We start from the raw sequence: 15,554 nt of genomic DNA on the forward strand, positions 1-15,554 counted from the left end.
GTCGTGCGTGGCGTGCGGGCGGCCGCGCTCGGTCGGCGGCGTCCGGACGGTGCGGCGGGTGGAGGGGCGGTGCCGTGGCGGGTGGTGCGGGTCCGTGTGAGTGGGGACGGCCGCGGGGCCCGGCGCGGTTGCGGGTGGCGGCCGCGTGGGCGGTGGCGATGGGGGAGGATAAGGCGGACCCGGTCCGCAGTGCTGGTCCTCGTCGTCCCGTGCTGTTCCGTGCTGTTCCGTTCTGTGAGGAGAGCCACCCCGCCATGCGCACAGCTGTCGTCGTCGGTACCGGACTCATCGGCACCTCCGCCGCGCTCGCCCTCACCGGACGGGGTCTGACCGTCCATCTGGAGGACGCCGACCCGGACGCCGCCCGCACCGCCGCCTCGCTGGGCGCCGGCACCACCGAGCCGGCCGACGGCCCGGTGGACCTGGCGATCATCGCCGTCCCGCCCGCGCTGGTCGGCAAGGTGCTCGCCGACTGCCAGCGCCGCGGCCTGGCGCAGTACTACACCGACGTCGCCAGCGTGAAGGACGGCCCGCGGGCCGAGATCGCCGCGCTCGGCTGCGACACCGTCCACTACCTCGGCAGCCACCCGATGGCCGGGCGGGAGCGGTCCGGTCCGCTGGCCGCCCGGGCCGACCTGTTCGAGGGCCGGCCGTGGGTGCTCACCCCCACCCCCGACACCGACACCGGGACGCTGAACGCCGTCCTGGAACTGGTCGCGCTCTGCGGGGCCATGCCGATCGTCATGGACGCCGCGGCCCACGACCGCGCGGTCGCCCTGGTCTCGCACGCCCCCCAGCTGCTCTCCTCGCTGGTCGCCGCCCGGCTGGAGCACGCCGACGAGACCGCCATAAGGCTCTCCGGCCAGGGGGTCCGGGACGTCACCCGGATCGCCGCCTCCAACCCCGCGATGTGGGTGGACATCCTCTCCGCCAACGCGGGCGCGGTGGCGGACGTGCTGGCGGAGTTCGCCGCCGACCTCGGCGAGACCGTCACCGCGCTGCGCGCCCTGCAGGCCGCCGAGGAGGCCGAGCGGCAGGGCGGCACGGCGGGCATCGAGGCGGTCATGCGGCGCGGGAACACCGGCCAGGCCCGGATCCCGGGCAAGCACGGCGCACCGCCCACCCGCTACGAGACCGTCGCCGTCGTGCTCGGCGACCAGCCCGGCGAGCTGGGCCGGCTGTTCGGCGAGGTCGGTGCGGCCGGAGTCAACATCGAGGACGTCGTGATCGAACATTCGAGCGGCCAGCAGGTGGGCTTCGTCCAGCTCGCGGTGGCGCCGGGGGCGGTCCGGGCGCTGACGGCGGCGCTGCGGTCGAGCGGGTGGAGCGTCCGGGACTGAGGGCCCCGAGGGCCCGGCAACCGTCCGGGTCCGGGACCGATTGCCGGGTCCGGGCCGGGGTGGGCGCGGAGGGGTCGGCCGGGGCGGCTGCGGAGCGCTGGGCACCGGCGGGGCCGGGTCGGGCGCCGGTCCATTAACCTTGAGGGAGACAATCCCCGGCTGCCCCGTAGATCCGGGTCGCCATGCTCAGGGATCGGGCAGCACAGATCCGAGCTTCAGAGAGAGGTTCCCCGCCGTGGACACTGCCGACCGAGCGCACGCCCCGGTCGTCGTCGCCATCGACGGACCCTCCGGCTCCGGCAAGTCGACCGTCTCCCGGGCGGTCGCCGCCCGGCTGGGCCTGAGCTTCCTGGACACCGGTGCCATGTACCGGGCGATGACCTGGTGGATGCTGGCCAACGACATCGACGTGGCCGACCCGGAGGCGGTGACGGTCGCCTGCGGCAAGCCGGTGATCGTGTCCGGTACGGACGCGGACGGCCCGACCATCACGGTCGACGGCCGCGACGTCTCCGGCCCGATCCGCGGCCCCGAGGTGACCGCGCAGGTCAGCGCCGTCTCCGCGGTGCCGGCGGTGCGTGCCCGGCTGGTCGAGCTGCAGCGCGGCTGCGCCGGTGTCGCCGAGCGCGGCATCGTGGCCGAGGGCCGGGACATGGGGAGCGTGGTCTTCCCGACCGCCACCGTCAAGGTCTTCCTGACCGCGTCGGAGACGGCCCGGGCCGAGCGCCGGGCGGCCGAGCTGCGGGCCAAGGGCCTGGACGAGACGACCATCACCGCGATGGCCGCGGACCTGGCCCGCCGGGACGCGGCGGACTCCTCGCGGGCGACCGCGCCGCTCACCCAGGCCGCGGACGCCGTGCTGGTGGACACCAGCGAGCTCACCCTGGAGCAGGTGATCGACCGGATCACGACGCTGGTCGAGCAGCGGGCCGGAGCCGCGCTGTCGACCGTCTGAGACCGGCCGGACCGGCCGGACCGTTCGGTGCGGCTCCTCGACTTCTCGACTCCTTGACTCCTTGACTCCTTGAATGATCGACCGGGACTTCCGGCAAGAACCTTCTGACAACAACGGGGTGCCGCGGTGGCACCCGAACCCATTCGCGCTGCCCCGGAGGGGCAGGTACGCACGGCGCGCCCCTGGGAAGGGCCGCACCGGGAAACGGACAGTACGAACATGACCGCAGAGCACACCTCCACCGGCCCCGGCGAGCTGGACGCCGCCGACTACGCCGAGTTCATGGCGCTCGCCGCCGAGGAGGGCTTCGACCTCGACGACCTCGACGGCCTCGGCGACGGCAGCCACGCCCCGCTGCCGGTGCTGGCCATCGTCGGCCGCCCGAACGTCGGCAAGTCGACCCTGGTCAACCGCATCATCGGCCGCCGCGAGGCCGTCGTCGAGGACAAGCCCGGCGTCACCCGCGACCGCGTCAGCTACGAGGCCAACTGGAACGGCCGCCGCTTCAAGGTCGTCGACACCGGCGGCTGGGAGATCGACGTCCTCGGCCTCGACGCCATGGTCGCCGCCCAGGCCGAGCTGGGGATCGAGCAGGCCGACGCGGTGCTGTTCGTGGTCGACGCCACCGTCGGTGCCACCGACACCGACGAAGCCCTGATCAAGATCATCCGCCGGTCCGGCAAGCCGACCGTGCTCTGCGCCAACAAGGTCGACGGCCAGTCCACCGAGGCCGAGGCCGCCTACCTGTGGTCGCTCGGCCTGGGCGAGCCCTACCCGGTCTCCGCCCTGCACGGCCGCGGCTCCGGCGACCTGCTGGACGCCGTGATGGCCGCCCTGCCCGACGCCCCGCCGCAGACCTTCGGCGACGCCGCCCCCGGCGGCCCGCGCCGGGTCGCGCTGATCGGCCGCCCGAACGTCGGCAAGTCCAGCCTGCTGAACAAGGTCGCCGGCGAGGACCGCGTCGTCGTCAACGAGCTGGCCGGCACCACCCGTGACCCGGTCGACGAGATGATCGAGCTCGGCGGCAAGACCTGGAAGTTCGTCGACACCGCCGGCATCCGTCGCCGGGTCCACATGACCGCCGGCGCCGACTTCTACGCCTCCCTGCGCACCTCCGCCGCGCTGGAGAAGGCGGAGGTCGCCGTCGTCCTGATCGACTGCAGCGAGACCATCGCCGAGCAGGACACCCGGATCATCACGATGGCCGTCGAGGCCGGTCGTGCCGTCGTCATCGCCTACAACAAGTGGGACCAGCTCGACGAGGAGCGCCGCTTCTACCTGGAGCGCGAGATCGAGCGCGACCTCGTCCAGGTGCAGTGGGCGCCGCGGGTCAACGTCTCGGCGAAGACCGGCCGGCACATGGAGAAGCTCGTCCCGGCGATCGAGACCGCGCTGCAGGGCTGGGAGACCCGGATCCCGACCGCCCGGCTGAACGCGTTCCTCGGTGAGCTGGTGGCCGCCCACCCGCACCCGATCCGCGGTGGCAAGCAGCCGCGCGTCCTGTTCGGCACCCAGGCGGGCACCCGGCCGCCGCGGTTCGTGCTGTTCGCCTCGGGCTTCCTGGAGGCGGGCTACCGGCGCTTCATCGAGCGCCGGCTGCGCGAGGAGTTCGGCTTCGTCGGGACGCCGATCTCGATCTCGGTGCGGGTGCGGGAGAAGCGCAGCAGGAAGAAGTGACGCGTGGGTGGGTGGACGCTCCGGTGGGGCCGCTGAGGCGGTGAGCCGGGCGGAAGCCCTGGGGAAGGGCCCTGCCGGCCGGTCTTCGGACCGGGTGGCGGGGCCCTTCGTCGTGTCCGGCGGGGTGCGGTGGGGCGTGCGTGTGAGTGCGGGTGCGGGCGCGCGCGGTGGGACGGGGGTGCGGGGGGACGGGGCGTGCGGGCGTGCGGGGGTGCGGGGGTGCGGGGCGTGCGGGGTCAGCGGTGGTCGCCGCTGCGGCCCGGGGGGAGGGAGAGCAGGCTGCGGTGGCGGCCGCCGGTGGCCGCGCCCGGGCCGCCGCCGGGACCGTAGGCGGTGCCCACGGTCGGCACGGGGGCCGGGACCGGGACCGTCACCGGGACGGGCGCGGGCAGGTGCGTCGCCATCGGGTGCGGGACGGCGCCGAGGTAGCCGGCCGCCACCCAGCCCTGGCCGGTGCCGAACTGGGCCGGGGCCTGGGCCTGGGCCTGGGCGTGCGGGTGGGGGTGGGCCGGGGCGGCGACGGGGTGGAAGCCGGTCGCGTACGGGCTCGGCGCGTGGCCGGGGTGGCCTCCGTGGGTGTGGCCCTGGTTCTGGCCCTGGCCCTGGTTCTGGTCATGTGCGTGGAGCTGGGCCGGGAGGGCGGGGAGGTTGCTGTGGCTGTGCGGGCCCTGGTGACCGGTGCTGCTGTGGTGGCCGGTGTGGTGGCCGGTGTGGCCGTGCTGCTCGGCCGGGCCGGTGGGGTCGGGGTTGCCCGGCTGGTTCGGCATGAACTGGGGGAGGCCGAGCGCCTGGCCGGCGTAGGTCTGGAACGCCTGGTGCTGGGGCGGGTAGCCGCGGTGGTCGGTCCGGTGATCCGTCCGGTGGTCGGTCCGGTGGTCGGCGCGCCCCGGGCCGGTGTCGCGGACGGCGAAGCCCGCGAAGGCGAGGTCCTCCTCACCGGAGCGGTCACCGGGCAGGGCGCGGAAGAGGCGCCGGTACTCGGAGTACAGCTCGTCGTAGATCGGCGTCGCCGAGTGCGGGTGCTCGGCGTCGTACGACGGGCGCATGCCCGGGATCGCGCGGGAGGCGGCGGACCGCCGGGGGGCTGCGGGGACGTCGTAGCTGTACACGCAGGGCCCAACGAGTGAGGACGCCGGGGGATGCGGGGTGCGGCGGCGGGGTGGCGGGGCCGGGTGCTGGGGGTGCGGCGGGGGGTGCGCGGGGGGCGCGGCGGGGGTGCCGTTGCCCCGGGCCGGCGCCGGTGGAGGCCGCGTGCGGGCAGCGGCCTCCACCGGAGGGGTCCCACCGACGGGGCTCCACCGGTGGAGGCTTCACCGGCGGGCGGTTCGGTCGGTGTTCCGGCCGGCGGTCCGGCCGACATCCGGTTGCGCGGGGCGCTCGGCGCCCCGGCCTGCGGTCCCGGGCGTGACTCAGGTCCCCGCGAGCGGGAGGGAGGCGGACACCACCTGGCCCAGCGCCACCGCGCGCTCCAGCGCCTGGCGCAGCAGGTCCTCGCGCGGCTGGCGCCCGACCGTCCCGGCCGGGACGGCGTACATGGTCACCTCGCCGAGCTGGTTGGCGGCGAACCGCCAGGCGTCGGTCACCTGGAGCGGCTGGTGGGCCTGCCACCAGCCGGTGCTGCCCCCGGCCGCGGCCGGCTGGAGGATCGCGTGCAGCTTGCCCATCGCGACCAGCACCGACCAGCCGGGCAGCTGGTCCGGCGTCTTGTCGAGGTCGGCGACCGGCTGGAAGCCCGCGTCCTGGAGCAGGTCGAGGAACTCGTCCTCGCCGGTGGTGTTGCCGGGGCGGCCGACCGGCCCGGTCGGCTCGACCACCAGCGAGGCGTGGCCGGTGTCGCCGTGCAGCACCAGTCCGCAGGTGATGCCGAGGATCGCGGCCTGGCCGGGGGCGCCCGTCCGGCCGGCCGGGTCCGACGCCGGGGCGGGGGCGGGGACGGCGGGGGTGGGCAGGGCCTGGGCGGGGAGGGACGGCTGCAGCCGGGCGGCGTCGGCGGACACGTCGCTCTGGGCCTGGCTGATGCTGCGGACGGCGCCGGCCAGCTGCTCCTCGGCGACCGGGACGACCTGGGACGGGATGCAACGGGCGTGGGCGAAGGCGAGCACGGCTGTCTCGTCGCCGACGAAGAGCACGGTGCTGGTCGGCTCCAGAAGGGCGTCGCCGGGGGTGCGGCAGGAGGTGCATTCGTAGTTGTCGGGTGCGTGGGCGCCGCCGAGCAGGCGGTCGGCCTCGTCGTCGCCGATCTCGGATCGGACCTCGTCGCTGACGTCGAGCATGCGCGGCACTGGGTCTCCTCGGTGCGGGGTCGGAAATACCGGTTGGGGGCTGTCGGGACCGGCGCCCGGGGTCTCGGGGCCGGCCCCCGGGGTCGAACGCGGTGGAGCCGGAGGGTCGGGTCTGTTCGAGCCGGGAGGCGGCGGCGGCCCGGCCGCCCTTACCAACGGGCCCTTGTGGCAGGGGTCACGGGTGGGGGGTAGGGGTGACGGGAATTGCCTCTGATCCGATCGCGGAGGGTGTTCTCGGCGTCGCAATCTGTCGATCTCGATGACGGGACTGCCGGAATGAAACGGTGAGGTGAGTCACGGCTCGTCGATGTTTGATCTAGGAAATGACGGTTAAAACGGACAAATTGGACACATTTACATGGTCGTTACCGCCGGTAACCCCGTGCTGAGCTGGGGAGACCTCCGGCTGTTTGAACCCCGGCCGCCCGCCTCGTAGCTTCATTGGCGGTGCAACGAGCACCACCCGGGTTCACCCCCGACGCACAGCCCGCCGGTTCGTACCGGCGCCGGCAGTGCCCGCCGAAGCGACCGCTCGAACAGGTCGCCGGTGTGTGGTGGGTGGCCGGGGCGGCACGGAACGTCCGACACGTCTCCGGCCGCCCGACGGACGCGGCGAGCGATTTCCAGACCCTTCAGGGCTTGGTTCCGCATGCCCTCCCGGGGCTGTCGAGAGGAACCTCATGACCTTCCGTAACGAGATCGCCGCTGCCACCACCACCGCCACCAAGCGCAACCGCGTCCGGATGGCTGTTGTGGCGGGCGCCGCTGTCGCGGCCCTGCCGGTGGCCGGCCTCGTCACGGCCACCTCGGCCTCGGCCGCCTCCGTCTCCACCTGGGACGCTGTCGCCCAGTGCGAGAGCGGTGGCAACTGGGCCATCAACACCGGCAACGGTTTCTACGGCGGTCTGCAGTTCACCTCCAGCACCTGGGCCGCCTTCGGTGGCACCGCCTACGCCTCGCAGGCCAACCTGGCCACCAAGGCGCAGCAGATCGCCGTCGCCGAGAAGGTCCTCGCCTCGCAGGGCCCGGGCGCCTGGCCCGTCTGCTCCGTCAAGGCCGGTCTGACCAAGGGCGGCGCCGCCGCTGCGGTCGACACCTCCACCCCGAAGGCCACCGAGGCCCCGAAGCCGGCCGCCCCCAAGGCGACCGAGGCCCCGAAGGCCGCCGCGCCGAAGGCCGCTGAGGCCCCGAAGGCCGCGCCGAAGGCCGCTGAGGCCCCCAAGGCCGTCGAGGCCCCGAAGGCCGTCGAGGCTCCCAAGGCCGCGCCGAAGACCGACGCCGCGCCGAAGGCCGACAAGGCCGCGAAGTCCGGCAAGTCCTGGACCTCGAACGACGCCAAGCAGGTCAACGGCACCTACACCGTCAAGGCCGGCGACACCCTGAGCAGCATCGCCGCCGCCAAGGGCCTCGACTGGCACGCCCTGTACGACAACAACGCCACGGTCATCGGTGCCAACCCGGACCTGATCCTCCCGGGCCAGACCCTCACCGTCTGATCCGACGCCGGTTGATCCGGCGGTTGATCCACGCCTCCACGGCCGCCCTCCCGCACCACGGGAGGGCGGCCGTCGGGGTTTCCGGCGGTTGGCGGGGCCGACGGCCCGCCGGGGTGGGTGGGTCGCCGCCGAGGTGGGTGGGTTCCGCCGGGCCGGGTGGGTGGGCTGCCGGGGTCGGTCGCCGGGGTCGGTCGCCGGCTCCGCCCGTTGTCGGAGGGGTGCGCGAGGATGGGAACGTGACCCAGGGCGATTTGTTCGGCGGACTCTTCGAGGCCTCCCCCGAGCGCGGACGGTCCGAGCCGGCTCCGGGGGCGGTGCTGCTCCCCGGCTGGCTCGACACCGCTGCCCAACTGCGTCTGGTCGCCGCCTGCCGGGAGTGGGCGCGACCGCCCGCGGGGATGCACACCGTCCGGATGCCCACCGGCGGGACGATGTCCGTCCGGATGGTCAGCCTCGGCCTTCATTGGTACCCGTACGGTTATCGGCGCGTGACGGAGGACGGCACCCCGGTCAAGCCCTTCCCGCCCGAGCTCGGCGCGCTCGCCCGGCGGGCGGTGGCCGAGGCGTACGGGGCGACGGACGGCGGTGGCGGTGGCGGCGGTGCTGGAGCTGGCGACGGTGCCGGTGCCGGCGGCGGTGTCGACGGCATCGCCGGGGCCGGCGGCTACGAGCCGGACGTCGCGATCGTCAACCACTACCCGTACGGGGCCCGGATGGGCCTGCACCAGGACCGCGACGAGCGCGCCGACGCCCCGGTGGTCTCGCTGTCGCTCGGCGACACCTGCGTCTTCCGGCTCGGCAACACGGAGACCAGGACCAGGCCGTGGACCGATCTGGAGCTGCGCGGCGGCGACCTGCTGGTGTTCGGCGGCCCGGCCCGGTTCGCGTACCACGGTGTGGTGCGGACCCTGTCCGGGACGGCGGACCCGGCGCTGGGGCTGACCGGGCGGCTGAACATCACCGTCCGGCAGTCGGGCCTGTGAGCGGTGCCGGCCGCTCCCACCTGCGGTGACGTTCCGCGCAGGGGCTACTGTTCGAACTCGTTCGAGTGAATTGGCGCGGTCGGCCCGGGGGAGGGGAATGTCCCGGCTCGCTGAGGAATTCGATTGAGCTGGAGAATTCGAGAGAACGGGTTGCCGACGGCGGGGCGGAAGACCTCCGGCCCGGGTGGCGGCCCGGAGAGGACGTGTCCCATGGCTACCCCCGTCGACGATCTCGTCGCACTGCTGGACCTCGAGCAGATCGAGCTGAACATCTTCCGCGGGCGCAGCCCCGAGGAGGCACTGCAGCGCACGTTCGGCGGGCAGGTGGCCGGCCAGGCGCTGGTGGCGGCGGGGCGCACCGTGGACGACGACCGCCCGGTCCACTCGCTGCACGCGTACTTCCTGCGGCCCGGTGTGCCGGGGGTGCCGATCGTCTACCAGGTGGACCGGCTGCGGGACGGCCGCTCGTTCACCACCCGCCGGGTGCTGGCGATCCAGGGCGGGCGGTCGATCTTCGCGCTGACCGCCGACTTCCACGCCCCGGAGCCCGACAGCATCGAGCACCAGTACCCGATGCCGGACGTGCCCGGCCCGGAGAAGCTGCCGAGCGCGCTGGACGAGGTCGGCTCCCGGCTCGGCGAGCTGCCCCCGTTCATCAGCCGACGCCAGCCCTTCGACATCCGCTACGTCGACCGGCTGCGCTGGAGCACCGAGGAGCTGGCCGGGGTCGAGGCGCGCAGCGGCGTCTGGCTGCGCACCAACGGGGCGCTGCCGGACAACCCGCTGATCCACGTCTGCGCGCTCACCTACGCGAGCGACATGACGCTGCTGGACGCCGTCCGGGCCCCGGTCGAGCCGCTCTGGGGCACCCGGCACTTCGACATGGCCTCGCTGGACCACGCGATGTGGTTCCACCGGCCGTTCCGCACCGACGACTGGCTGCTCTACCAGCAGGAGTCCCCGATCGCCCACGGCGCCCGGGGCCTGGCGCGCGGGCAGATCTTCGACCGCAGCGGGCAACTGGTGGTGTCGGTGGTGCAGGAGGGCCTGTTCCGCCGGATCAAGGCGTGACCGGTGTGTTGACGCGTGTTGACGCGTGTTGACGCGTATTGACGCACGTTGACCGGTGGGACCGCGCTGTGGCCCGCGTGACGGCCGTGTGACCGGCGTGACGGCAGTGCGACGACCGTGTGGCGTTGTCCCGGGCCGGGAATGCCCCGCCCGGGTGCCGGACGTTCGATGGGGTAACGGAGAACGGACGGCCCGCCCCCCGCGGGCCCTTGACCGGATTGGGAGGGCGAGCCGATGACCGCGACGGCCGCGGAGGAATGGCAGCACTGGAGCGACGGACGGGCGGCGACCGTCAGCGCGCCGCACGGCCAGCTGGCGCTCACCGGTACGCACTGGCTGGAGCCGGAGCCGGCGGAGATCGCCGGCCTGCCCGGGGTCTGGTGGGCGGACGCGGAGGGCGTGCGGCTGCGGGCGGCGGCGGCCGACGGCGTCACCGTCGCGGGGGCGGGCACCCCCGTGGACGGCGAGGTGCTGCTGCGCCCGGACACCGACCCGGCGGCGGACACCGCCGCGCTCGGCGAGGTGCTGCTGGTGCCGATCGAGCGCGAGGGCGAGCCGGCCCTGCGGGTCTTCGACCCGAATTCCCCCGGGCGGGCGTCGTTCGCCGGGATCTCGGCCTACCCCTACGCGCCGGAGTGGGCCGTCCCGGCCGTCTTCACCCCCTTCGAGGGCGGCGGCGAGGAGGGCACCGGGCGGACGGTGCTGGTCCCGAACGCCGACGGCAAGGAGCGCCCGCTCGCGGTGACCGGGCAGATCGCGTTCACCGTGGCCGGTGAGCACCGCACCCTGACGGTCAGCCGCTCGGGCGACGGCCGCCTGAGCGGGGTGATCGCGGACGCGACCAGCGGCCGGGACACCTACCGCTTCCGGTTCGTCACCCTCCCCGCCCCGGACCAGGACGGCCGCACGGTGCTGGACCTCAACCGCGCCTACCTGCCGCCCTGCGCCTTCGCGGACCACTTCATCTGCCCCTTCCCGCCGCCCGGCAACCGGCTGGACTTCGCGGTGGAGGCGGGCGAGAAGCAGGTCCTGACCCGATAGGCGACCGGCACCCCCCGGGCCGGTGCGGCCCGGGGGCGTGGCCGCAGGGCCCCGGTGTCGGGCGTCGGGGCGGGCGGGGCGACGATGGGGCACTGTGTCGACCAATCATCCTGCCAATTCACCGGCCGACGGAGACGCGCCGCCGGTCCCCGTCCCGGTCCCCGTCCCGGTCCCCGTCCCGGCCCCCGTGCAGCCCTCCGTTCCGACCTCCGCCCAGTCCTCTGCCCAGTCCTCTGCCCAGTCCTCCGCGCCGCCGCGGTCCCGCTACCGGCGGCTGGCCCGGGGAGCCTTCGCCGACCTCAGCCCGTTGCGCTACCACGCCGACTACCGGCGGGTGTGGTTCGGCCAGTCCATCTCCTCCGTAGGCCAGCAGATGACGGCCGTCGCCGTCTCCGTCCAGGTCTATGACCTGACGGGCTCCACCTTCGCCACCGGCCTGGTCGGCCTCTTCTCGCTGGTCCCGCTGATCGCCTTCGGCCTCTACGGCGGCGCCATCGCCGACACCGCCGACCGCCGCCGCCTCGGCCTGATCGGCTCGGCCGGCCTCGCCGTCGTCTCCACCGTCCTGGCCGCCCAGGCGATCGCGGGCCTCGGCCTCGTCGCGGTCCTCTACGCCGCGGTGGCCCTCCAGGCCGCCTTCTTCGCGCTCGCCTCGCCCGCCCGTTCGGCGATGATCCCGCGCCTCGTCCCCGCCGAGCGGCTCCCCGCCGCCAACGCCCTGAACACCGTCAGCATGAACCTCGGCCTCACCGTCGGCCCCATGATCGGCGGCGTCCTCATCGGCGCCTACGGGGTCCAGGCCGCCTACCTGGTCGACACCGTCGCCTTCGGCGCCACCCTCTACGCGATGTGGCGCCTGCCCGCCATGCGCCCGCTCGGCGAACGCAAGGGCCGTGCCTCCGTCCTCGACGGCCTCCGCTTCCTGCGCGAGCAGCCCAACCTGCGCACCAGCTTCCTCGCCGACCTCGCCGCGATGATCTTCGGCATGCCGCGCGCCCTCTTCCCGGCCCTCGCCGTCACCTTCTACGGCGGCGACGCCCGCACCGTCGGCCTGCTCGCCGCGGCCCCCGCCGTCGGCGCCCTGGCCGGCGCCCTCTTCTCCGGCTGGGTCGGCCGCATCCACCGCCAGGGCGCCGCCGTCATGACCGCCGTCGCCGCCTGGGGCCTCGCCATCGCCGCCTTCGGCCTGGCCCGCAACCTCTGGCTCGGCCTCCTCCTGCTCGCCGCCGCCGGCTGCGCCGACACCATCAGCATGATCTTCCGCAACACGATGATGCAGGTCGCCGCCCCCGACGAGATGCGCGGCCGCCTCCAGGGCGTCTTCATCGTGATCGTCGCCGGCGGCCCCCGCCTCGGCGACTTCGAGTCCGGCGCCGTCGCCTCCCTCACCAGCCCGACCGTCTCCGTCGTGAGCGGCGGCCTCGCCTGCGTCGCCGCCATCCTCCTCCTCGCCGCCCGCCGCCCCGCCTTCCTCCGCTACGACGCCCGCCACCCCACCCCCTGACCCCCACCCCACTCACCCCGCGACAACCCTGCAGCGAGCACCCCCCGACGTGCTGTATTGTTTTCCACGTCGCCGGGAGAACCGGCCGACAAGGTCGAGAAACCCGAAGCCGAGCCCCCCAGGCTCAGCCCGGGCCACGAGACCACGGGACGTGGCGCAGCTTGGTAGCGCACTTGACTGGGGGTCAAGGGGTCGCAGGTTCAAATCCTGTCGTCCCGACCAGCGTTTACGCAGGTCGGAGGCCGTTCTCATCGAAATGATGAGGACGGTCTTTTCCTTTGGTGGCCGCAAGGTGGTCGTGAACGCTCGTTCACGTCACTTTGCTGAGCGCGTTTCCGCAGGTCTGGCCCCTCCGATCCGGTTGTGACGGGGCATTTGTTCATTGGTCCGGGAATCCGCATGCCCCCGATCGTTGGCCGGTCGGCACTTCGGGGCGTGAGCGGGATCGGTTCTGTGGGCAGCGGGCGTACTGGTGGGGACCTGCTGGGTCATCTGTCGCGACGGGCCGCGATTGGCGGGTGCCGGCTGTGAGCCGGGAGGCTCGGTTGCTTGTCGGCCACGGTGGCCGGAGCGGTTCGGAATGCCGACGGCCGGCTGCTGGGCGGTAGTCCGTGGCCCGGTACGGACCAGGGGCTCGTCTCCGCAGCCGTCGACGGACCGGGCAGCAGGCAGGTGCAAGGGCGGCGATGGAACGCCCCCTGCCCACAGCCCGTACGCGGCACCGGGCTCGTGGAGGCCCCTCGGCGACGGGAGTCCCCTTGTTGCTGCGGCCCGTCTTCCCGCCCCGGCTCGGGCGGTCAGTTCTCCTGTCGGGCGGAGGGAACCTGCTCGGACTCCCAGGTTGTCCAGTAGAACGACATGACGACACGACCTGCGGGAGGGATGCCAGTGCGGGACTCGCCTTCCGAACGGGAAGCGGACTTCAGCCGTTTCGCCCACGATGTCCATCCGGCGATGCTGCGCACCGCCAGGCTGCTGACCGGGGACCCGCACGCCGCACAGGACTTGGCTCAGAGCGCCCTGCTGCGGATCTACATGTCCTGGGGGCGTTCCGGTACGTGGGACAACCCGGCGGCCTACGCCCGCAGGACCCTTGTCAACGTCCATGCCACGTGGCGTCGGAGGCACTGGTACCGAGAGATTCCCCACCGCAGTCCCCGGGAGCAGGGGCAGGCCCAGGACCCCGCACAGCGTTGGGGAGACCTGGTGGATCTGGAGCGCGCTCTTGCCGCGCTGCCCGCCGCGCAGCGCACGGTTCTGGTCCTCAGGTTCTACGAGGATCTGAGTGTGGAGCAGGTCGCGCAGTTGCTGGGGTGTTCGGTGGGGACGGTCAAATCCAGGACGAGCAGGGCGCTGGACCGGATCCGCGGACGGGTGGAACTGTCCGGACGCGCAAGGAGGGACCAGGAATGAACGACTTCGAGGGCCGGGAGCAGGAAGAACTCCGTTCGGGTCTAAGGGGGTTGGCGGACCAGCAGGTTCCGGTGCCGGCGCCGGTGCGCGAGGTGGTGGAGCGTGGGCGGCGCCGTCGTCGGGTGCGGGTGGTCGGTGCGGTCACGGCCGTCGTGGCGTGTGCGGTGGTGGTGGGCGTACTGTCCGGGTCTCGGTCCGCGCCGGACGAACGCCGACCGGTGCCGGCGGCTGCGGACCCAGCGGCCTCGGTTGCAGTCGCAGAACCGACGGCCTCGGCGGTGGCCTCTGCCTCCGCCTCCGCCTCCGCCTCCGCACCGGCAGCGGCGCTGGTCCGCCGCGAGGTGGATACCGCCGGTCCGCCGGCCCAGCCCGGTAGTCCGGTGCTGGGCCAGGCGTATCCGTTCGACTGGGGCGTCCATTGCGGGGCGCGGTACCTGTGGTTCTCGGGGAGGGTCTGGCAGGCGCAGGGCGAGGTGCTACTGCCACCGGGGCTGCCGGGAGTCCACGGGCCGAACTCCGCTCCACTGGTGGTGCCCGGCTATGTGACGGTCACGGGGGCGGACACGGCCCGGTTCGAGGCGCCCGGCTACCTTGGAGAGCCGGCCGCGTTGCGGGCCGTGGCCGACGCACCGCTCTGCGCGTGAACCTGGGGCGGTGCCCGGCGGGCACCGCCCCAGGGGGCGTCAACGGGGGTAGAGCTGGTGCACGACCTCGTTGTAGTCGTCGTTGTTGGGCCAGGTGGCCTGGGGGTCCTGCCAGTACAGGCAGCTGCCCGTCGAGTCGTTGTGGCCCATGCCGAAGGCGTGGCCGGTCTCGTGGCAGGCCACGGCCTGGTGGTTGGACGTGTAGGAGTCGTTGTACTGGATCGAGACCGAGCCGTCGACGAAGTGGCTGTTCCCGTCCCAGTTGTAGGTGGTCAGGGCCAGCCATCCGTTCGTACCGTAGTAGTCCTCGGACACGTCCACGCAGTGGGTGCCGCTGTAGCCCGGGCAGCCTCCGGTCGCCCGGGCGACATGGATGTTCGGGGACTGGTTCCACTCGGTGATGACCGTGCCCACGGGCCAGCCGGCACCGGTGCGGTCGTTGTAGTAGATCTGCGGGTTGGTGTATCCGTTGCGTGCCCAGGTCAGGGGCGGGCACGTGGCGGCGATGTTGCTGGCGGTCCCGTACCCGCAGGACCCGCTTGCGACCAGGGAGGGACTCGCGGCGGCCGTGCTGACCGTGCTGGGGTCGATCAGGCCCTTGACGCCTGTGGCCTTCAGCTGCTTGTACAGCTGATCGGCGCTCACGCCCGGTGCGGCCAGGTAGTTCGCACCGTGGGTGACGCCGTCCGCGGTCCGGTACTCGACGTGTACCTCCGTCGGGACGCCCGGAGTCGGGGGCCCGGGAGCAGGCGTCGGCGCGGCGGGAGTTACGGGGCGCGGCCCCGGCGCGGGCCCCTCCCCTGCGAAGGCGCTCTGAGCGGGTGACAGGACGACAGTGGCGGCCGCCAGTACTGTTGCGGCTGCCGTGACGAGAGTCCGTTTGACAGGCATAAGTCCCCCTTTGTGTCCGAACATGTGTTCAGACTGAGAGGGATCTTTGCACGCACAGATCGCAGTGCCGGGGGCTGTTCGGCAACTTGGCCGCTTCTCGAAGTGCAGGGGTGTACGCAACGGCGTCGCACATTTGACGAAGGCCCAGCTCGCGGCTCCGGCCGACAAGCGCCTTGCCAGCCATATCCGTTTATAGGGATGCAGCTCGGTGTGTCTTCACCGTGATCGCGTTTCGGCCAGACTCGCGGTGGACGCGG

Annotated in this window: 13 protein-coding genes and 1 tRNA gene; 11 read left to right on the top strand and 3 right to left on the bottom strand. The window is 73.4% G+C overall.

The genetic code is table 11. The features are described 5' to 3' along the window. The first annotated feature begins 254 nt into the window (after window positions 1-254). The 3 genes from ACW14Y_RS30060 to der all read left to right on the top strand — a co-directional run bounded on the left by ACW14Y_RS30060 (window position 255) and on the right by der (window position 3,972). A complete protein-coding gene (locus ACW14Y_RS30060) occupies window positions 255-1,340 on the top strand; it encodes a prephenate dehydrogenase (RefSeq protein WP_380299716.1) in 1,086 nt (361 codons plus the stop codon). Between the two features lie 235 nt (window positions 1,341-1,575). After that, entirely contained in the window at window positions 1,576-2,295 is a 720-nt protein-coding gene (gene cmk / locus ACW14Y_RS30065; protein WP_456983995.1) for a (d)CMP kinase, read from the top strand. 219 nt (window positions 2,296-2,514) lie between these two features. Next, a complete protein-coding gene (der, locus tag ACW14Y_RS30070) occupies window positions 2,515-3,972 on the top strand; it encodes a ribosome biogenesis GTPase Der (protein ID WP_380299718.1) in 1,458 nt (485 codons plus the stop codon). A 236-nt stretch (window positions 3,973-4,208) separates the two neighbouring features. Here der and ACW14Y_RS30075 read toward each other — a convergent pair whose 3' ends face one another. Both ACW14Y_RS30075 and ACW14Y_RS30080 read right to left on the bottom strand, forming a co-directional pair. Next, window positions 4,209-5,018 (bottom strand): hypothetical protein, encoded by an 810-nt coding sequence (locus ACW14Y_RS30075; RefSeq protein ID WP_456983997.1) that lies wholly within the window; start codon window positions 5,016-5,018, stop codon window positions 4,209-4,211. Window positions 5,019-5,381: 363 nt separating this feature from the next. Continuing rightward, a complete protein-coding gene (locus ACW14Y_RS30080) occupies window positions 5,382-6,254 on the bottom strand; it encodes a hypothetical protein (protein ID WP_380299720.1) in 873 nt (290 codons plus the stop codon). 680 nt (window positions 6,255-6,934) lie between these two features. On the opposite strand from ACW14Y_RS30080, the gene ACW14Y_RS30085 reads away from it, so the two are divergent. The 8 genes from ACW14Y_RS30085 to ACW14Y_RS30120 all read left to right on the top strand — a co-directional run bounded on the left by ACW14Y_RS30085 (window position 6,935) and on the right by ACW14Y_RS30120 (window position 14,406). After that, window positions 6,935-7,750: a transglycosylase family protein gene (locus ACW14Y_RS30085; protein ID WP_456983998.1), complete on the top strand. Its 816-nt coding sequence runs from the start codon at window positions 6,935-6,937 to the stop codon at window positions 7,748-7,750. A 236-nt stretch (window positions 7,751-7,986) separates the two neighbouring features. Further along, window positions 7,987-8,733 carry an alpha-ketoglutarate-dependent dioxygenase AlkB family protein gene (locus tag ACW14Y_RS30090; protein ID WP_456984000.1) on the top strand — a complete coding sequence of 249 codons (747 nt, stop codon included), beginning with the start codon at window positions 7,987-7,989 and terminating at the stop codon, window positions 8,731-8,733. 210 nt (window positions 8,734-8,943) lie between these two features. Beyond that, window positions 8,944-9,804 (top strand): acyl-CoA thioesterase, encoded by an 861-nt coding sequence (locus ACW14Y_RS30095; protein ID WP_375982148.1) that lies wholly within the window; start codon window positions 8,944-8,946, stop codon window positions 9,802-9,804. A 234-nt stretch (window positions 9,805-10,038) separates the two neighbouring features. Continuing rightward, on the top strand, window positions 10,039-10,845 hold the full coding sequence (locus tag ACW14Y_RS30100; RefSeq protein WP_380299723.1) for a DUF1684 domain-containing protein: 807 nt from the start codon (window positions 10,039-10,041) through the stop codon (window positions 10,843-10,845). A gap of 187 nt (window positions 10,846-11,032) precedes the next feature. Continuing rightward, entirely contained in the window at window positions 11,033-12,349 is a 1,317-nt protein-coding gene (locus ACW14Y_RS30105; RefSeq protein ID WP_456984002.1) for an MFS transporter, read from the top strand. A gap of 145 nt (window positions 12,350-12,494) precedes the next feature. Beyond that, window positions 12,495-12,571, top strand: a tRNA-Pro gene (locus tag ACW14Y_RS30110). Between the two features lie 660 nt (window positions 12,572-13,231). Continuing rightward, entirely contained in the window at window positions 13,232-13,762 is a 531-nt protein-coding gene (locus ACW14Y_RS30115) for a SigE family RNA polymerase sigma factor (RefSeq protein ID WP_266273861.1), read from the top strand. Beyond that, window positions 13,759-14,406 (top strand): hypothetical protein, encoded by a 648-nt coding sequence (locus tag ACW14Y_RS30120; protein WP_456984003.1) that lies wholly within the window; start codon window positions 13,759-13,761, stop codon window positions 14,404-14,406. Before ACW14Y_RS30115 ends, ACW14Y_RS30120 begins: the two co-directional genes overlap by 4 nt. A 39-nt stretch (window positions 14,407-14,445) precedes the next feature. On the opposite strand, the gene ACW14Y_RS30125 is transcribed toward ACW14Y_RS30120, so the two are convergent. Beyond that, a complete protein-coding gene (locus ACW14Y_RS30125; protein ID WP_380388057.1) occupies window positions 14,446-15,051 on the bottom strand; it encodes a matrixin family metalloprotease in 606 nt (201 codons plus the stop codon). Window positions 15,052-15,554: the final 503 nt, after the last annotated feature.

It is taken from the genome of Kitasatospora sp. cg17-2 (assembly GCF_054031055.1).